We start from the raw sequence: 14,618 nt of genomic DNA, 5'->3' as shown, positions 1-14,618 counted from the left end.
CGGTGGCCGGTGCCGGTGTCGCGGGCGGTCATGCGGTACCCCGTTCCAGCGCGTCGAGGCTCTGCAGCCGGCGGGTGTCGCCGGTGTGGCCAGCATGGCGGCGCAGGTCGGCGACGGAGACCTCGGGGACCTCGAGGACTTCGGCGAGGTACCGGACCCGCGTCTGAAAATCCGCCAGCGTCGTGACCGCCGGCACGGTCGCCACCCCGAGCGCGCGGTCCAGGAGGGCGGCCCGTCGCACCGCGACGTCGCCGCACCAGACCTGGATGAAGTGGTTGTCCCAGAACTGGTAGGCACCGACGCGCGACGGCGGCAGGCGGGGCGGTTCGCCGAACGTGCCGGCCGCCATCACCACCCGCCAGCGGCCGCCGGCCCGGTCGAGCCGGCCGCCCTTGTAGGCCGTCGATCGGCCGAGCCAGGTCCGCCAGATGGTGGCGGGATCACCGGTGTCCTCGGCCTCGATGAGGTGTTCGACCGCGGAGTCGGCACAAACCTGTTCAAGGAACGAGTCGCGGTGCTCGGCGACGTTGCTGTAGGCCAGCAATTGCCCATCGGTCGTCTCGATGAGATAGCAGGGCAGATAGCCCTCACGGACGTTCTCCTGGCGCAGCTCGCGCAGCTGCGTGGGCAGGTTGAACTCGGCCCGGTCGGTCCGCTCGGCCAGCCGCGGCAGAACCTGGGGGTCGTACGGTGCCGCGGTGAACAGTGACCGGAAGCGTGTGCGATCGCCGAGCTGCTCGTCGGCGACCTTGGCGACGTCGAGCACCGTCACCGCGCTGTCGTAGTAAGGCCGCGGCAGCGGCCGGCCGGTCTGGCGCTCGAAGAGCACCTTGAGCCGGCTCGTCGACGGCACGTATCGCAGGCCGTCGCGCAGCGACCGGCGGCCGAGCTCGCGGACGCGCAGCCGACCGCCGTCGTCGGCGACGAGCTGGATGGCGATGAGGAAGGCCACGCAGCGCTCGACGATGCCGGGCGGGAGGCCGAGGAGGCGGGCCAGCCCGGGCCGGTCGTGGATGTCGGCCTCGTGCAGGGCCCGCAGCACGAAGTGGTCGATGAGCTCGAAGTCCTGCCCGTCGTACACCTGCGCGCTCGTCTCGACCTGCCACAGCGGCCACAGGACGGCGAAGAGGCGCAGCGGCCGGACCCCCGGCTGGGTGACGGCGTGCTCGACCGCCCGGGTGGCCGGGTAGATGACCCGCCGCTTCATGAACGCCGCCCGGCGCCGTCGGCCAGGGTGGCCGCGATCTCCAGGGAGCCGCGGCGGTCGCCGTGCCGATCGAGGTGCCGGCCCATTGCCAGCATCAAATCGCGGAACGGCTCGTCGCGGGCCGCGCGCAGCGTGCTGAGGTCGCCGACGAGTACCAACTGCCGGCGGGCGCGTGTGATGGCGACGTTGAACCGGCGCAGTTCGCGCAGGAAGCCGATCTCGCCGCCGCTGTTGCTGCGCGTGAAGCCGAAGATGACGAGGTCGCGTTCGCCGCCCTGGAACGAGTCGACGCTGCCGACGTGCTCGGTCGTCGCCGTCTCCCGGAGCTTGTCGATGAGCAGGTCCTTCTGGGCGTTGAACGGCACGATGACCGCCCAGTCCCGAAACTGCGGCCGCAGCACCCGCAGCAGGTCGATGATCAGGTCGGCCTCCAGATCGTTGCGATATCCGTGCCGGACGACCTCGCGCAGGCTGCGCATGGCGGTCTCGGCCCGATCGGCGCCTGGCCGATCCGAGGTGTCGACCATCGCGAACGGCGAGGCGAACAGGTCAGCGCCCACGCCGCCCGCGTGCCGGGTCGTCACCCGGCCGGAATAGAAGTGCTCGGACACGAACCCGGCGATCTGTTCGGGCATCCGCCGCTGCGTGCGCAGCCATATCGCGTTGGACTGCGGCGCACGCGGAAAGAGCAGCTCGAATGCGCTCCGGGCGAGCAGGTCGGTCACCTCCGGCTCGACGTTGGCGGCGAGGTTCGCGGCCCAGCGGCGCACCTCCTCGTCGAGGAACGGCGGCAGCTGGCGGTGATCGCCCACGAGCATCGCGCGCCGCGCCCGCACCAGCGGCACGAGCAGGTTCGGGGTCGAGATCTGGCCGGCCTCGTCGACGATGGCGAGGTTGAAGTCGAGCTGGGACACCAGCGCCGACGTGTCGGTGCCGATGCAGGTCGCGCCGACGACGTCGCAGTAGCGGGCGATCTCGCGCTCCAACTCGCCGCCGAGGTCGGCGACACGCTCACGCCACTCGCCCAGCAGGTTCGCCTGCCGCTCGGCGGTCGCCGTGGCCGCCGCCGCACCGGCCCGGAACGCGGCCCAACCGGCCCAGTCGGGGCCATCGGCGAGGTCAGGCGGGTCCGGCGGGAGCGCCGCCGCGGGGCGGAGCAGTTGCCGCAGCAACCCACCGAGCCGGGCGGGCTCGGGGGCCAGCTCCGCGAGCGTGCCGCGGGCGGCGCCCTGAGCCGCGTGCAGCCGGACCACCACCGGGTCCTTGGCCGCGAGGGCCGAGATCCGCTGCCACAGTGCGCCGCGGGAGGAATCCAATCCGGCCAGTGCGGCACCGGCAGCGCTCAGCGCCGCCTGGGCTCGCCGGGCCCGGCCCTCGAACCAGCCGGCAATCCATCGGTGCACGAAGGCCGGCATGGCGTTGCGCTCGGCGCGGGCCCGCGCCGCGGCCAGCCGCCGACCGGCCGTCTCGGCCGCACTCGTACGGACGGCGTGCACTGCCCGCGCGGCGGCCAGGTCCCGCTCGACGATGTCGAGCTGCCCGGCCAGGGGGCCTCCGGCGGCTCGGACGGCGGCCGCGATCCGGGCCGGTGCCGTGTCGAGCTCGGCCCGGGCGGCGGCGCCCCGGCCGACGACCGACTCGAGATGCGCCAGGTAGCGCTCGACCAGCGGCCGCTGCCCCCGGAACTCGCGCAGCGCGTCGAACCGGCCGCGATCGGCGAGGATCTCCCCGCGCAGGGCTTCGGCCCGGGTCTCGGCGGACATGGCCCGGACCTTGGCGCTCATCCGGTCCTCGTTGCCGATACGTACCACGTTGAGATCCGCTGCCAGGCCTTCGAGCACGTTGTCGACGGCGCGGTGGGTGTGCGAGGTGATGAGGACACGCTCGCCCCGGGCGGCGCATTCCCGCACGACCTGGACGATGGTGCGGGTCTTGCCGGTCCCGGGCGGGCCGAGCACCGCGAGCAGGTCGGGCACGGCGACGGCACGCTGGAACGCCTCGCGCTGGTCCTCGTCGAGGCCGGCGGCCGGCACCGCGTCACGGGCCGGTTGATAGGGCCGGTAGCGAGCGTCAACGAGGTGCTCCAGCAACCGCGGGTTGCGCGCGGAGCCGGTGCGCAGGGCCGCGACGGCATCGCGCTGGGCGCGGAAGATCCGGTCCCCGCCGAGCTCTCCGAGCGTGCCCTGGGCGCCGATCTGGTCGTAGTCGGCACCGGGCTCGAAGCGCACGACGACGTCGCGGCCTTCGATGTCGATGACGCGTCCGCGCATCTTGGGTACGTCACCGAGGTACACCATCGTGTTCTTGGTGAGCTCGGGCCGACGCGCCATCCGGAACCGGTAGACGCCGCGCGCGGAATGCCGCCGCTCCTTCGCCGCCTCGCGGTGCACGTAGGCCTGGGCGGCGCGGCCCTCGAGCCGGTCGAGTTCGATCTGCCGGCCGGCTTCGATCACCTGGTCGACGCGGTCGAGGTATCGGACGTGGGCCGGGGCGAGCGACGGGCCGTCTGGGGCCGGGCGGTCCGCGGCCGCGATCGCGGCACTCCACGCGTTCCACAGCGCGTCGCCGTAGGTGGTGGTCCGGGGCAGGCTGCCCTGCGCGAACGCCTGGTTGAGGCTCGCGAGGTCGGGTACCGCGCAGATGCCCGGGCCGGCCAGCAGTAGCGCCGCGTCGAGCAGGCGGTCCTCGTCGCGGAAGCGCCGCCGGGCGGCGTGACCGAGGTTGTAGGCGTCACCGGCGCGAGTGGGGTAGAGCCAGCCGACATAGCGGCCGGCGTACACCGCCATCCGCCAGCCCGTCCGGGTCCTCTCCAGGGTGAGCGGGAGCGCGCCCTGCTTGACCAGCGCGTCGAGCTCCTGGAAGAACGGGGTCGGGTTGTACTCCAGATCGGCGAGGAACTTGTCGGAGTACACAAGCGCGATCGGGCCGGGCACACGCACCGGCACTGGCATCATGCGACGACCCCGGCCGTCAGTTCCCGGCGGCCTTGGCGCAACCCGGCGGCGATCTCGCCAGCTCCGGGCCGGCGCCCCGGATCGGGATCGAGCGCTCGCAGCAGGAGCTGGTCCAGCCGCTCCGGAAACGTCGGCAGCAGATCGCGCAGCGGCACCGCGACCGGACCCGGACCCGCACCCGCACCCGCACCGGCGTGCAGCAGCGCGGCCAGCTGGAAGACATCGGTCGGTGGGCCCGGCCGCCCGCGCGCCAGCGCCCGCTGCTCCGGGGCCGGATGCTCGCCTCCCTCCCCCGGGCGGTGCGGCCAGCCGACGAGTCCGGGATCGCGCAGCCGACCGTGCCGCCCGGGCAATACGACTCGTACCGAATGGCCGTCCAGCACTCGATGCGCGTGACCGCGGCGGTGCAGCGCGGCGAGACCGTCAGCGACGTCGGCGAGCACCGCGAGGGCGAGCGGCAGCATGAACGGGTCCAGCCCGGGCCGCCCGTCACCGAACATCTCCAGCCAGCTCTTGCCGGCCGGCGCGTCGAGCACGAGCAGGTGCAGATCCCCGTCGCGGTGGCGCTCCACGAGTGCGGGCAGTCCGGCCGCTGGGCGTTCGAGGCACGCGGCCTGAGCGTCGAGGCCGTCACGTACCCGGCCGGCGACCGGCCCGTCGTCGTCGACACGCAGGCCGCGCAGCCACACCGACCGGCCGGCGCCGTCGAGATGGCGGCCGGCCGCCTGCATGAGCGTCCACGCGCCGTCCTCGGCCCGCACCGTCTCGACCGGGTCGTGCACCAGGTAGGTGCCGGTCGCACCGACGACCTCCGAGCCGCCACGCCACCGCCGCCCGTCGGGCGTGGTCGAGCCGATCCGGATCCGCGCGACGGGGGGCGGCGTGGCCTCGAAGGCGGCCCGCAGCCGGTCGATCTGCTCCTCGATGTCGCGCAGCATCGCCCGTGTCAGTTGAGCCGGTGGGTCGGGGCGCACGAAGGCGGGGCCGGGGGCGGCTCCGGTCCGTTCCCGGTACCACCACAGCGCCAGCTCGTGACAGGACTGCAACACCGTCATCGCCTTCACCCGGTCGCCCGAATAGCCGTGCACCGCCGCGTTGCCGTACTGCCGGACGATCTCGAGCAGGTCGCGCACGCGAGCAGGAATGGCGCCGGCGGTGAACAGCGACTGCGTGCGCTGCTGTTGCGGGGCCCGGGGCCGCAGGGTGACGGCGGCCCGGCGGGCGACGTCTTCGGCGAGTGTCTCGGTGAACCGGCGCCCGCGGGCCATGGCGGCATCCGGGTCGGTGTGCACGTACGCCTCGGCGGTAGCCGCGTCGCCGGCCAGCAGCGTTGCCTCGGGCACGCCGGCCAGTGCCGGATCGGCGAGGAAGCGGAAGTTGCGTGAGTCGTTCACCAGCTGCTGCACGTGACCGGTCATGGCTCCCCACGAGACATTGACGCATCCGAACAGCGCAGATTATCGAGGCATCGACACAGACGAAATATTCCTCTATTCGAGTTTCAGGTACTGCACATCCGCCCATTTGGCCCGAGCATCAACTCGGTGCGGAGACGCCGAAGGGCGCCCACCGGATTCGGTGAGCGCCCCCTTGCGTGGCTAGGTTCAGCCGTAGGTGATGTCGCTCTGGCTCACCTTGCAGTTGGCGTCGTTCCAGCCCACGCCGAGGTAGGTCGGCTCGCTGCCTTTCGCGACGCCCTTGTACTTGGCGCAGACCTTGATGCTGTTGTTGTTGAGCACCCGGACCCGGGTGATGGTCGCGACGTCGCCCCAGTTGGAGTTGATGCCCACGACGTAGTCCACGTCGTCGACGATCACGTTGTCGACCTTCACGTTGCGGGTGTACGAGTTGGTGCAGTTGCCGCAGGCCCGGTACAGCTTGCCGGTGCCCTTGAGGTAGAAGCCGCTGATGCTGACCGTGCCGTTGCCGTTGTGCTGGAACATCTTGTCGCTGCCGGAGCGCGCACCGCCACCGATCACGTACGACGTCCCTCCGTTGGTCTGCAGGAACGTCGCGCCGTCCTCGCCGATGTCGTTCCACCACACGTTGCGGATCGTGCAGGTGCCCAGGCAGTGGATGCCGTCGCCGGCCGGCGAGCCGATGATCACGTTCTGGATCGTGGCCCCGTTGGCCAGCTCGAACATCGGGTCCTGGCTCTCGGACTGGCTGCCGTCACCGATGCAGCAGTACGTCTTCATCCCGCCGTCGAACGTCCCGGACACGCTCTTGGTGCTGGAGAGCGAGACGTTGCCCGCGGACGACGGCCACGACGTGGTCGGGTTGCCGCCGCCACCGCCACCGCCACCGGTCGCGGTCGGTGTCGGGTTGCCGCCACCGCCGGTCGAGGTCGGCGTCGGGTTCGAGCCTCCGGAGGAGTACGTCTCGAACTCGGCGATCCGGGGCGTGCCCGAGGCACCGGTGATGTCGAGCGAGATCTTCTTCAACGAGGTCGACGAGAAGTTGATCGTGCTCGGCGTGCCGCTGCCGCTGGCCAGGACCGCACCCGAGTCGTAGTTGAGCAGCCGCCACGAACTGATGGAGCCGCCGCCCGAGGCCTGCTTGATGACGGCCGAGGACACCGTCGTCGCGCTGCTCCACTTGACGTTGATCTGGCCGGTGCTGCCGCTCGGCGACCAGTAGGTGCTCGTGTTGCCGTCGATCACGTTGCCGTAGCTGGTGCCGCTGGCCTTGCTGGAGCCGTCCGCACCGGCGCCGATGCTGAGATTCGTGGCGGCCGCGGCGTTGGGGATCTGTATCGCCAGCGTGACCGCGGCGACCGCAACCGCCGCGGCACCGCCGGCCAGCCACCGCACAGAGACTGGGGCTCGTCTCATCCGTGCCTCACCTTCCGAAGGTCGATTGCGCTCTCCTGGGCGGGGAAAGCGCTTTCCTGGCACCGTAGAGACCGATCAATATCAACACAAGGGGGTGTCCGATTCGCGGGGATATGGCCGTGAATACTGGTGAAAACCCCTGGTCAAGCCCCGGCCACCCCGCTGGCTGCGGAGCGGCAAGGCGGGATCCGGAGTACGGCCGGGTCAGCGGCCCGGCAACCAGGCCAGCAGCAGCTCGACGAACCCGATGCAGGCGGCCGCGGTGGCCAGGAGTGCGGCCGCGCCCAGCAGGGCCGCCCCAGCGTCGGGGGCGGCGACCGACCGGAGCCGGCCGACCTGCGGCAGCACGAGGGCCTCGACCCGCCGCCGGGTGTTCGATCCACCGAAGCCGAGCGCGTCGGCGGAGCCGTGGGCGGCGATCGCGACCTTCGCCACCGTCTGCGCGACCAGGCGGCGGTCGGCGACTTCCCGGGCGGCGTCCTCGTCGGCGCTGCGCTCGGCGAGGAGCCGCACCACCGACTCGACCGGCCGCAGCAGCGGGTTCACGGCCGCCGCGGCCGCGGCGAGCGCGGTCGTGCGGTAGTGCCGGCGCCGCAGGTGGGCGCGTTCGTGTGCGAGCACCGCGGCCTGCTCGCGCGGGCTGAGCAGGCGCAGCAGCCCGCTGGTCACCAGCACGTGGCCGCGGCGACCGCGGTGTGGCGGCACGGCGACCGCGCGCGGGCTGTCCCAGTCGACGACCAGCAGCCAGTGCGGTGCGGGCCCGATCGCGTGCAGGTCGCGGGCGACCAGCCGGTGGCGGCGCAGTTCGACGACCGCCCGCCCGGCGATCAACGCCAGCAGCACGGTGACGGCGATGGCGACGGCGTCCGGGATCGGCTCCGGCAGCACATGGCCCAGGCTGCGGGCCCGATGCGAGTAGGCCACGACCGACGGGATGTCGTCGGCGAGCGTGGCCGCGACGAGGATCAGACCGGTCAGCCCGGAGGCCGCCGTGATCGACGCGACGAGCGCGAGGGCGCGGGCGGCCCGCTCGGGCCGGGCCGATCCGGCCGTGAGCCGGGCCAGCGGCCAGAGCAGGAGCGGGAGCAGCAGCGGTACGAGCACCAGCCAGACCACGTCGTGCCCTCCTCGGCGCCGGCGGGCCGGCCGCGGTGGGAGACCTCACCCACACATTAGCGACAAGCGATGGCCGCCGCTGCCCCGATCGGCTCGCGGTCGTCACGGGCCGGCAACGCGACGGTGGCCCGCGGCCAGCCGCACACCGCCGGCGCGCCACCCAGGGTCCAGCGCGAGGTCCGGTCGCCAGGTTCGCGACGCGTACGCTGACGCCCGTGCCGGGTCTCGGGGAGTGGATCGGCGCCACGGTGGATCTGACCCATCCACTGTCGGCGGCCCTGCCGCACCACCCTGCCGTCGACCCGCCCCGGGTGACCGGGGTGGCCGGCTTCGACCGGGACGGATGCCGGGCCGGTCGCTGGGACCTCGATGAGCACTCGGGCACCCATGTCGACGCGCCCGCGCACTTCACCGATTCCGGGCTTTCCGTCGACGCCATTCCCGCGGGCGATCTGGTCCTGCTCGCCGCGGTCCTCGACATCCGGGCGCGGGCCGACGCCGATGCACACGTGCGGGTCGAGGACGTTCTCACCTGGGAACAATGCCACGGCCCGCTGCCGGAGGCGTGCGCGGTGCTGGCGCTGACCGGCTGGTCCGAGCGGATCGGCGACCGCCGCCGCTACCTGGGCCTGGATGCCACCGGTGACCCGCACTGGCCGGGATTCGCACCGGAGCTCGCGCGGTTCCTCGTCGCGCACCGGCCTCAGGTCCGCGCCCTCGGTATCGACACGCCGAGCCTGGACTCGGCGGCCGGCGAGCGGGCCGGCTCCGCCGTGCATCGATGCTGGCTGCGGGACCGGCGATACGGCGTGGAGAACCTGACCAACCTGCATCTGCTCGCACCGGCCGGCGCGATCGTCGTCGTCGGCGTCCCGGCCCTGGTCGACGGCAGCGGCGCGCCGGCCCGAGTGCTCGGCCTCAACCCCGTCCGGCACATCACGGCCGTGGACGGCGGCCGACCGGCCTGAGGCGGGGCGCCGACCGTGGCGAAGGCTGCCCTTTCAGCGCTCTCCCGGCTCAGGATCGCGCAGCAGCGCCCGGAGAAATTCCGCGTCGGCCGGGTCGAGGCCGGCGGTGAACTGCTGCAGGACCGCCCGGCGGTCACCGGGGCTCTCCAGCACCGCCCGCATCCGCCGCGCGGCCGCGGTGGCCCGGTCCTCGGCCGCGAAGTAGAGGTAGCTGCGGCCACCGGTGGCGTTGGCCCGCCGCCGCACCAGTCCCTTCTCCTGGAGCCGGGTGAGAATGGTCTGGACGGTGTTGTAGGCGAGCTGACCTCCGAGCAGCTGCTGCACCTGCGCCGGGGCCAGCGGGGCGGTCGCGGCCCAGAGCACCGCCATGACCTCCGACTCGAGCGAGCCCCAGGCCCGCCGCTCCGCGTTCATCCGTACACCCGGGCGTGTCCTCGGATCATCACGACAGGCTACCGGCTCCGTCTAATCCAGACCTTCCCCGCGGACGGCGGCGAATCGGACGGCGGAGCCCGGCGCCGCGGCGTGGTGCCGCGGCGCCGGGGCGCTACGGGGTCAGTTGCAGTGGGTGCTGGACACCGTGGACTCGGTCACCTGGTAGCTGCAGGTGCCCCACTCAGTACAGATGAGCCGTTCGGCGACCATCAGGTCGCTCTCCGGGCCCTGCTCCTCGGGAAGGGTCTGCAGTGCGGCGATGTCGAACATGGTTGATCTCCTTCGTTGCGGTTGCGGTCACGTTCGGGGTGGTACGGCGTACTCCTCCTCTCGCCGGTGCTGCTGCTCCCGCTCCCTGCCCACATCGGCATCCGCGGTCCAGGGGCGGGGTCCCCCGTATCGCAGCCGGAGCAGGAAATCCAGGACGCCGGCGGTACCGTGGCCGTAGTCGTACCCGCGGTCGGGGTCGGACGGCAGGTCGAGTCCGTCGCGCCGATACCGCTCGATATGGATCACCTCGGCCATCTCCTCGGCGCGGGCCCGATACCGCTCATCGCCGGTTCGTTCGGCCAGGTCGAGCAGGAAGTGCCCGTCACCGGCCAGCCCGCAGCAGGCACCCACCGCGGCGGACCAGACGTCCTGGGCGGTCGCGGCGGCGGCCTGGACGGCGAGGTCGGCGTAGCGCTGCTCGCCGGTGGCCGTGAAGAGGCGGATGAGGAAGGTACCGATGCCGCCCGGCCCGCTGCACCAGTGGCCGACCAGCCGTACCACCACCGGGTCGTATGGTTCGTCGACGTCGCCGCGCCACCGGGCCGCGCCGTCCTCCACCTGGGCGGCCCGGGCCAGTGTGTCACCGGCCCCGACGGCCGCCGCACGGTACCGGTCCTCGCCCAGCGTCGTGGCCGCGGCCAGCAGGAACGCCCCGATGCCGGCCACACCGTGGGCGAACCCGAGCGCGGCCCGGCCCGCGAAGCGCGAGTCGGCGTCGGACCTGACCGGCCAGGCCCAGTCCGGACCGCGGCGCCGGGCGGCGCCCAGGATCGTGTCGGCGTAGTGGCGTACCCGCTCGGCCAGTTCCGGGCGGCCGGTGCGCTGGTAGAGGGCGACGTGCAGCAGTCCGGCCCCGGCCAGCCCGTGCGTGACATCAGCGCTCGGGGCGGTGGTGGGGAGCGCGGCGGCCAGCTCCACCGCCCGTCCGCCGAGGCGCGGGTCGCCGAGCTGCTGGGCGGCGTCGTGCAGGGCCCAGGCGGTGCCGGCGCGCCCGAAGGCCAGCCCGGGCAGCAGGCGCGGCACGTCGAACCGGCGGGCGTCGAGCCAGTCCGCCGCCTCCCGTACGGCGGCCGGCAGCCACGGTTCGTCCCGGACGGCGGCGGCCCGGGTGAGGACCGCCAGTCCGCCGGCCGCGCCGTGCCACAGATTCCCCGGGTCGGTCTCGCGGGCGGGGGCCGACGGTTCCCAAAGGCTTCCCGGCCGCGCCCGCATCCCCCGCCGCACGTGAGCCAGGGCGTCGTCGACGAGCGTCGGCCACCCGTCGTCGCGGGCCAGGGCGGGCATCGTCCGGATACCGGCCGACGGTGCGGGGATCTGTTGCCCGAGGTGGGCGCGGACCCGCTCGAGCGACCAGCGCCGGCCGGGCTCCTCGTCGGTGAGTCCGACGATCACGGGGATGAACGGGGCGAGAACCGGGTGGGTGGCGGCGATCCGGGTGAGCACCCGGCGCCGCTCCACGGCCGGACGGGCCAGCTCGGGCCGGCCCTGGACCCAGCCCGGCGGCGTGCCGGTGATCGCGCAGAACAGCGTGGCCCCGAGGCCGAACAGGTCCGCGGCCACCGTGGCCGTCACCGGGTCGTCGCGGTCGCGGGCCGCCTCGGCCTCGGGCGCGGCGTACCCCTGCGTGCCGATGTACGTGTGCTCCCGGCCGATCGTGGTGAGGTACTCGACGTCGATCAGGCGTACGCCGCCGTCCGGGTCGACCATCACGTTGGCCGGCTTGAAGTCCCGCACCGCGAACCCGCCCGCGTGGACGGTCGCGAGTAGCTCGACCAGCCGGATGGCCAGCGCGAGCGCCACGTCCGGTGCGAGCCGAGTGCGCGCGATGGTCCAGCGGCTCAGGACAGTACCCGCCAGGAATTCTTCAACCAGGAACAGGTCGCCCTGCTCCTCGAACAGCTCCACCTTGGCCGGCGCGACCCCCAGCGGGGCCAGCGCCTCCAGCATCCGGGCCTCGTCACGCAGCACCGAGCGCACGTCGGTGCCGTCCAGTCGCGCACCGACGAACGCTCGGGCCTGTTTGATAACCACTTCGGCATCGGTACTGGTGTCCCGCGCGCGATACACACCGCCCTTGTTCGCGTGGCGCAGGGCGCTGCGCACCTCGTAGCGGTCGGCCAGCCGCACCGACGCCGGGTGCGGGTCCCCGGCGGCCGGATCGGCCGGGAACGGCGACTCGGCCCATGGCGGCGGGGCGAACCAGGCCAGGCGCTCGTCGGACACGGCCGTGCCGTCCGGCCCGACCATCCGGGACTCGTACCGCCCGTCCGCGGTGAACGTCGGCTTCTCGTCGAACGTGCCGTACCGGTAGTGCACGAGACTGCCCGGGCGGTACGGCCGGTCGGAGAGGATACGAGGCCCGGACAGGCCGCGCAGCGCCCGGTCCAGTTCGCCGGCCACCTCGCGCAGGTGGGCGTCGTCGCGCGGGTACACCGTGATGAACTTCCCGGCCCCGCCGCGGTGGTGCCAGACGTCGACCAGCGCCTCGACCCGGGGGATGTCGGCCGCGAACTTGAACCGGGCCTCGTGCGCGACGAGGACCTCGACCGCCCGGGCCAGCACCAGCGGCGCGCCGAGCGGCGTCGCGGTGACGTGCAGCTTCCAGCCGTGCGGCCGCGGCGCCACCGCCGGCGGGTTGACCCGGCACCACGCCTCGTCGGCGATCACCTCCCACCGGTCGGCGCCGCAGCGGGCCAACGTGGCCCGGAGGACGTCGAGGAGCAGCATGCGATCTGCCGTACCCCTGCGCAGCATGGTCACGTCCTCAGTGAGTGGATCTCCACGCATAGGGTGCGATAGATCCTTGCCTGAACCGTGTTCCATCCCGTTCCACTGAACCTGTGCCCTGGTGAGCCACCGGTGTGCCGGCGCGTGACCACCGCCACCCCGTCCGTCCGGGCCCGGGGACACACGCGGTGGCGTGGCGGGTGCACAATCTGGATCGCACACGTCAACGATGCGTGGTCGCTCTGGGGTTCGTGCGGGGCGGGCGACTTGGTTTGGAGCAGTCTGTGCGCGGTCAGTCGCTGGTCGGCAAGGTCGGCGTGGTGGTCACCGCGGTGCGTGGCGGTGAGCTGCCCGGCGAGATCCGCGTTGTGGTCGAAGGCACCCCGCACCACTACCTCGCCTATGCCGTCGAGCCGCTGCCGACCGGCGCGGAGGTGCTCGTCATCAACTTCCGCGGCACGCGTCAGGTCGACGTCGAACCGTGGCCGCCGATGCCGGCGGATCACACCCCTTCTGGCTGAGAGAGGCCAACCCGATGTTCGGTTACCGTGTACCCGCCCCGAACGAAGCCCTGCTGATCAGCGGCAGGAAGCAGCGCGGAGCCGATGCCCTGCCGTTCAAGATCGTCACCGGGCACGGCACGTTCGTCGTCCCGATCTTCTCCAAGGCGTCCCGGCTGACCCTGGCCATGCAGGAGGCCGAGGTCGAGGAGGACTGCTACACCCAGCAGGGCCTGACCCTGCACGTCCAGGCCGTGATCGCGTTCAAGGTCGGCGATGACCACGAGTCGATCGCGGCCGCGGCCCGCCGGTTCCAGGGTGACCAGTCGCAGATGCCGGTGCTGGTCGGCCGGATCTTCAGCGGTCACCTGCGCAGCATCATCGGCAGTATGACGGTGGAGGCGATCATCCGCGAGCAGCAGACCCTCGCCGACGCGATCGTCGACGCGAGCAAGACCGAGATGGCCCGCATCGGTCTGGAGATTGACTCGCTGCAGATCAGCAGCATCCACGACAAGGGCGTCGGCTACATCAAGGCCCTCGCCGCCCCGCACCAGGCCCGGGTCAACCAGGAGGCCAACGTGGCCCAGGCGATCGCGGACCAGGCCAGCGCGATGGCCCGGCAGGAGAGCACGCGCAACCAGGCCGAGTACGCCCGCCAGACGGCCATCGCCCAGGCCCGCTACCAGGCCGAGATCGACCAGGCTCAGCAGACCGCGGCGCAGGCCGGCCCGCTGGCCGCCGCCCAGGCGCAGCAGCACGTGCTGGCCGAGCAGGCTCTCGTCGCGCAGAAGAACGCCGAGCTGCGCCAGGCCCAGCTCATCGCCGAGGTCATCCGCCCGGCCCAGGCCGAGGCGGAACGGATCGTCACCCTGGCCCGGGCCGACGCCGACGCCACGAAACTGTCCGCGGAGGCCGCCGCCGCGCAGGGTCGCATCGCCCTCGACCAGATGATGATCGAGCAGTTGCCGGACCTGCTCCGCGCCGCCGCGGAGGGTCTGCAGGGGGCCAACCTCACCGTCCTGGACGGGGCCGAGGGGCTCAACAGCGTCGTGGCCTCGCTCGCCGCGCAGGGAACCATGCTGCTGGAAACCGTGCGCAAAGGCATGACCGCCGCACCGGCCACCGAGCCCACGCCCTCGACGGCGGTCGCGCAGCGCGAGGCGAGGTGACCCTGCCCGTGCGAGCACAGCAACCGGCGGAATTGGCCGAGCTCCGATCGCCCACCTCGCGGTGGTGAGTGATTGGAGCCGGCCACCGGCGCTCCCGAGCCATTAAAGATCTTTCGGGTTCTCGGTGAGTCGCTGCCGGTCGATCGGGTTGGCGGGTAAGACAATCAGGGGTATGACTGCTGTACCTCGGTCGGCCGGTCCGCGTCGCGGTGTCGTTCGTGACGTGGATGCGTTGCGGGAGCAGCGGATGCGGGCGGTGGACATGTTCGAGGCCGGCAGTCGGCAGGTCGACGTGGTCAACGCGTTGGGTGTCACGGCGCAGGCGGCGTCGCGGTGGTACCAGGCATGGCGGTCCGGCGGCCGGGACGCGCTGGTCGGTGCGGCGCGGCTGGGACGCCCGGCCCGGCTGTCCGACGAGCAGGCCGGGCAGGTGGA

12 protein-coding genes are annotated in these 14,618 nt (G+C 72.7%); 4 read left to right on the top strand and 8 right to left on the bottom strand.

Going from position 1 to position 14,618, the window contains the following annotated elements; all coding sequences use genetic code 11:
• Positions 1 to 28: 28 nt before the first annotated feature.
• From ACIA8L_RS29290 to ACIA8L_RS29270, 5 genes are all read right to left on the bottom strand, one after another.
• Positions 29 to 1,207 carry a hypothetical protein gene (locus ACIA8L_RS29290; protein ID WP_395909746.1) on the bottom strand — a complete coding sequence of 393 codons (1,179 nt, stop codon included), beginning with the start codon at positions 1,205 to 1,207 and terminating at the stop codon, positions 29 to 31.
• Positions 1,204 to 4,161, bottom strand: a complete 2,958-nt coding sequence (locus ACIA8L_RS29285; protein ID WP_395909745.1) for a DEAD/DEAH box helicase — start codon at positions 4,159 to 4,161, stop codon at positions 1,204 to 1,206. Before ACIA8L_RS29285 ends, ACIA8L_RS29290 begins: the two co-directional genes overlap by 4 nt.
• Positions 4,158 to 5,579 carry a DUF4145 domain-containing protein gene (locus tag ACIA8L_RS29280; RefSeq protein ID WP_395909743.1) on the bottom strand — a complete coding sequence of 474 codons (1,422 nt, stop codon included), beginning with the start codon at positions 5,577 to 5,579 and terminating at the stop codon, positions 4,158 to 4,160. Before ACIA8L_RS29280 ends, ACIA8L_RS29285 begins: the two co-directional genes overlap by 4 nt.
• A gap of 186 nt (positions 5,580 to 5,765) precedes the next feature.
• Positions 5,766 to 6,995 (bottom strand): pectate lyase, encoded by a 1,230-nt coding sequence (locus ACIA8L_RS29275; protein ID WP_395909742.1) that lies wholly within the window; start codon positions 6,993 to 6,995, stop codon positions 5,766 to 5,768.
• Positions 6,996 to 7,199: 204 nt separating this feature from the next.
• The gene (locus ACIA8L_RS29270) at positions 7,200 to 8,111 is read right to left on the bottom strand and encodes a M56 family metallopeptidase (RefSeq protein ID WP_395909741.1); all 912 of its coding nucleotides are present in this window, start codon (positions 8,109 to 8,111) and stop codon (positions 7,200 to 7,202) included.
• A 215-nt stretch (positions 8,112 to 8,326) separates the two neighbouring features.
• On the opposite strand from ACIA8L_RS29270, the gene ACIA8L_RS29265 reads away from it, so the two are divergent.
• A complete protein-coding gene (locus tag ACIA8L_RS29265) occupies positions 8,327 to 9,079 on the top strand; it encodes a cyclase family protein (RefSeq protein WP_395909739.1) in 753 nt (250 codons plus the stop codon).
• Positions 9,080 to 9,112: 33 nt separating this feature from the next.
• On the opposite strand, the gene ACIA8L_RS29260 is transcribed toward ACIA8L_RS29265, so the two are convergent.
• The 3 genes from ACIA8L_RS29260 to lanL form a co-directional block, all read right to left on the bottom strand.
• A complete protein-coding gene (locus ACIA8L_RS29260) occupies positions 9,113 to 9,493 on the bottom strand; it encodes a BlaI/MecI/CopY family transcriptional regulator (protein ID WP_395909738.1) in 381 nt (126 codons plus the stop codon).
• Positions 9,494 to 9,634: 141 nt separating this feature from the next.
• Positions 9,635 to 9,784: a hypothetical protein gene (locus ACIA8L_RS29255; RefSeq protein ID WP_395909737.1), complete on the bottom strand. Its 150-nt coding sequence runs from the start codon at positions 9,782 to 9,784 to the stop codon at positions 9,635 to 9,637.
• A 27-nt stretch (positions 9,785 to 9,811) separates the two neighbouring features.
• Positions 9,812 to 12,511, bottom strand: a complete 2,700-nt coding sequence (gene lanL / locus ACIA8L_RS29250; protein ID WP_395909736.1) for a class IV lanthionine synthetase LanL — start codon at positions 12,509 to 12,511, stop codon at positions 9,812 to 9,814.
• A gap of 284 nt (positions 12,512 to 12,795) precedes the next feature.
• Here lanL and ACIA8L_RS29245 point away from each other — a divergent pair, with 284 nt between their 5' ends.
• The 3 genes from ACIA8L_RS29245 to ACIA8L_RS29235 all read left to right on the top strand — a co-directional run.
• The gene (locus tag ACIA8L_RS29245; RefSeq protein ID WP_395909734.1) at positions 12,796 to 13,032 is read left to right on the top strand and encodes a hypothetical protein; all 237 of its coding nucleotides are present in this window, start codon (positions 12,796 to 12,798) and stop codon (positions 13,030 to 13,032) included.
• A gap of 14 nt (positions 13,033 to 13,046) precedes the next feature.
• Complete coding sequence (locus tag ACIA8L_RS29240; protein ID WP_395909733.1) at positions 13,047 to 14,183, top strand: SPFH domain-containing protein; 1,137 nt, start codon at positions 13,047 to 13,049, stop codon at positions 14,181 to 14,183.
• Positions 14,184 to 14,406: 223 nt separating this feature from the next.
• Positions 14,407 to 14,618 (top strand): helix-turn-helix domain-containing protein (locus tag ACIA8L_RS29235; RefSeq protein ID WP_395909731.1); only part of this gene is annotated, 212 nt, incomplete at its 3' end.

The organism is Dactylosporangium sp. NPDC051541, from assembly GCF_044454505.1.
Lineage (GTDB): Bacteria > Actinomycetota > Actinomycetes > Mycobacteriales > Micromonosporaceae > Dactylosporangium.
The sequence above is the reverse complement of the archived record's forward strand: the minus strand, read 5'-3'. Positions and strand labels throughout refer to the sequence as shown.

Bases quoted from the DNA above. Each gene is read 5' to 3' on its own strand.
- ACIA8L_RS29290 (WP_395909746.1), bottom strand. From the start codon at position 1,207: ATGAAGCGGCGGGTCATCTACCCGGCCACCCGGGCGGTCGAGCACGCC.
- ACIA8L_RS29285 (WP_395909745.1), bottom strand. From the start codon at position 4,161: ATGATGCCAGTGCCGGTGCGTGTGCCCGGCCCGATCGCGCTTGTGTAC.
- ACIA8L_RS29280 (WP_395909743.1), bottom strand. From the start codon at position 5,579: ATGACCGGTCACGTGCAGCAGCTGGTGAACGACTCACGCAACTTCCGC.
- ACIA8L_RS29275 (WP_395909742.1), bottom strand. From the start codon at position 6,995: ATGAGACGAGCCCCAGTCTCTGTGCGGTGGCTGGCCGGCGGTGCCGCG.
- ACIA8L_RS29260 (WP_395909738.1), bottom strand. From the start codon at position 9,493: ATGAACGCGGAGCGGCGGGCCTGGGGCTCGCTCGAGTCGGAGGTCATG.
- ACIA8L_RS29255 (WP_395909737.1), bottom strand. From the start codon at position 9,784: ATGTTCGACATCGCCGCACTGCAGACCCTTCCCGAGGAGCAGGGCCCG.
- lanL (WP_395909736.1), bottom strand. From the start codon at position 12,511: ATGCTGCTCCTCGACGTCCTCCGGGCCACGTTGGCCCGCTGCGGCGCC.
- ACIA8L_RS29240 (WP_395909733.1), top strand. From the start codon at position 13,047: ATGTTCGGTTACCGTGTACCCGCCCCGAACGAAGCCCTGCTGATCAGC.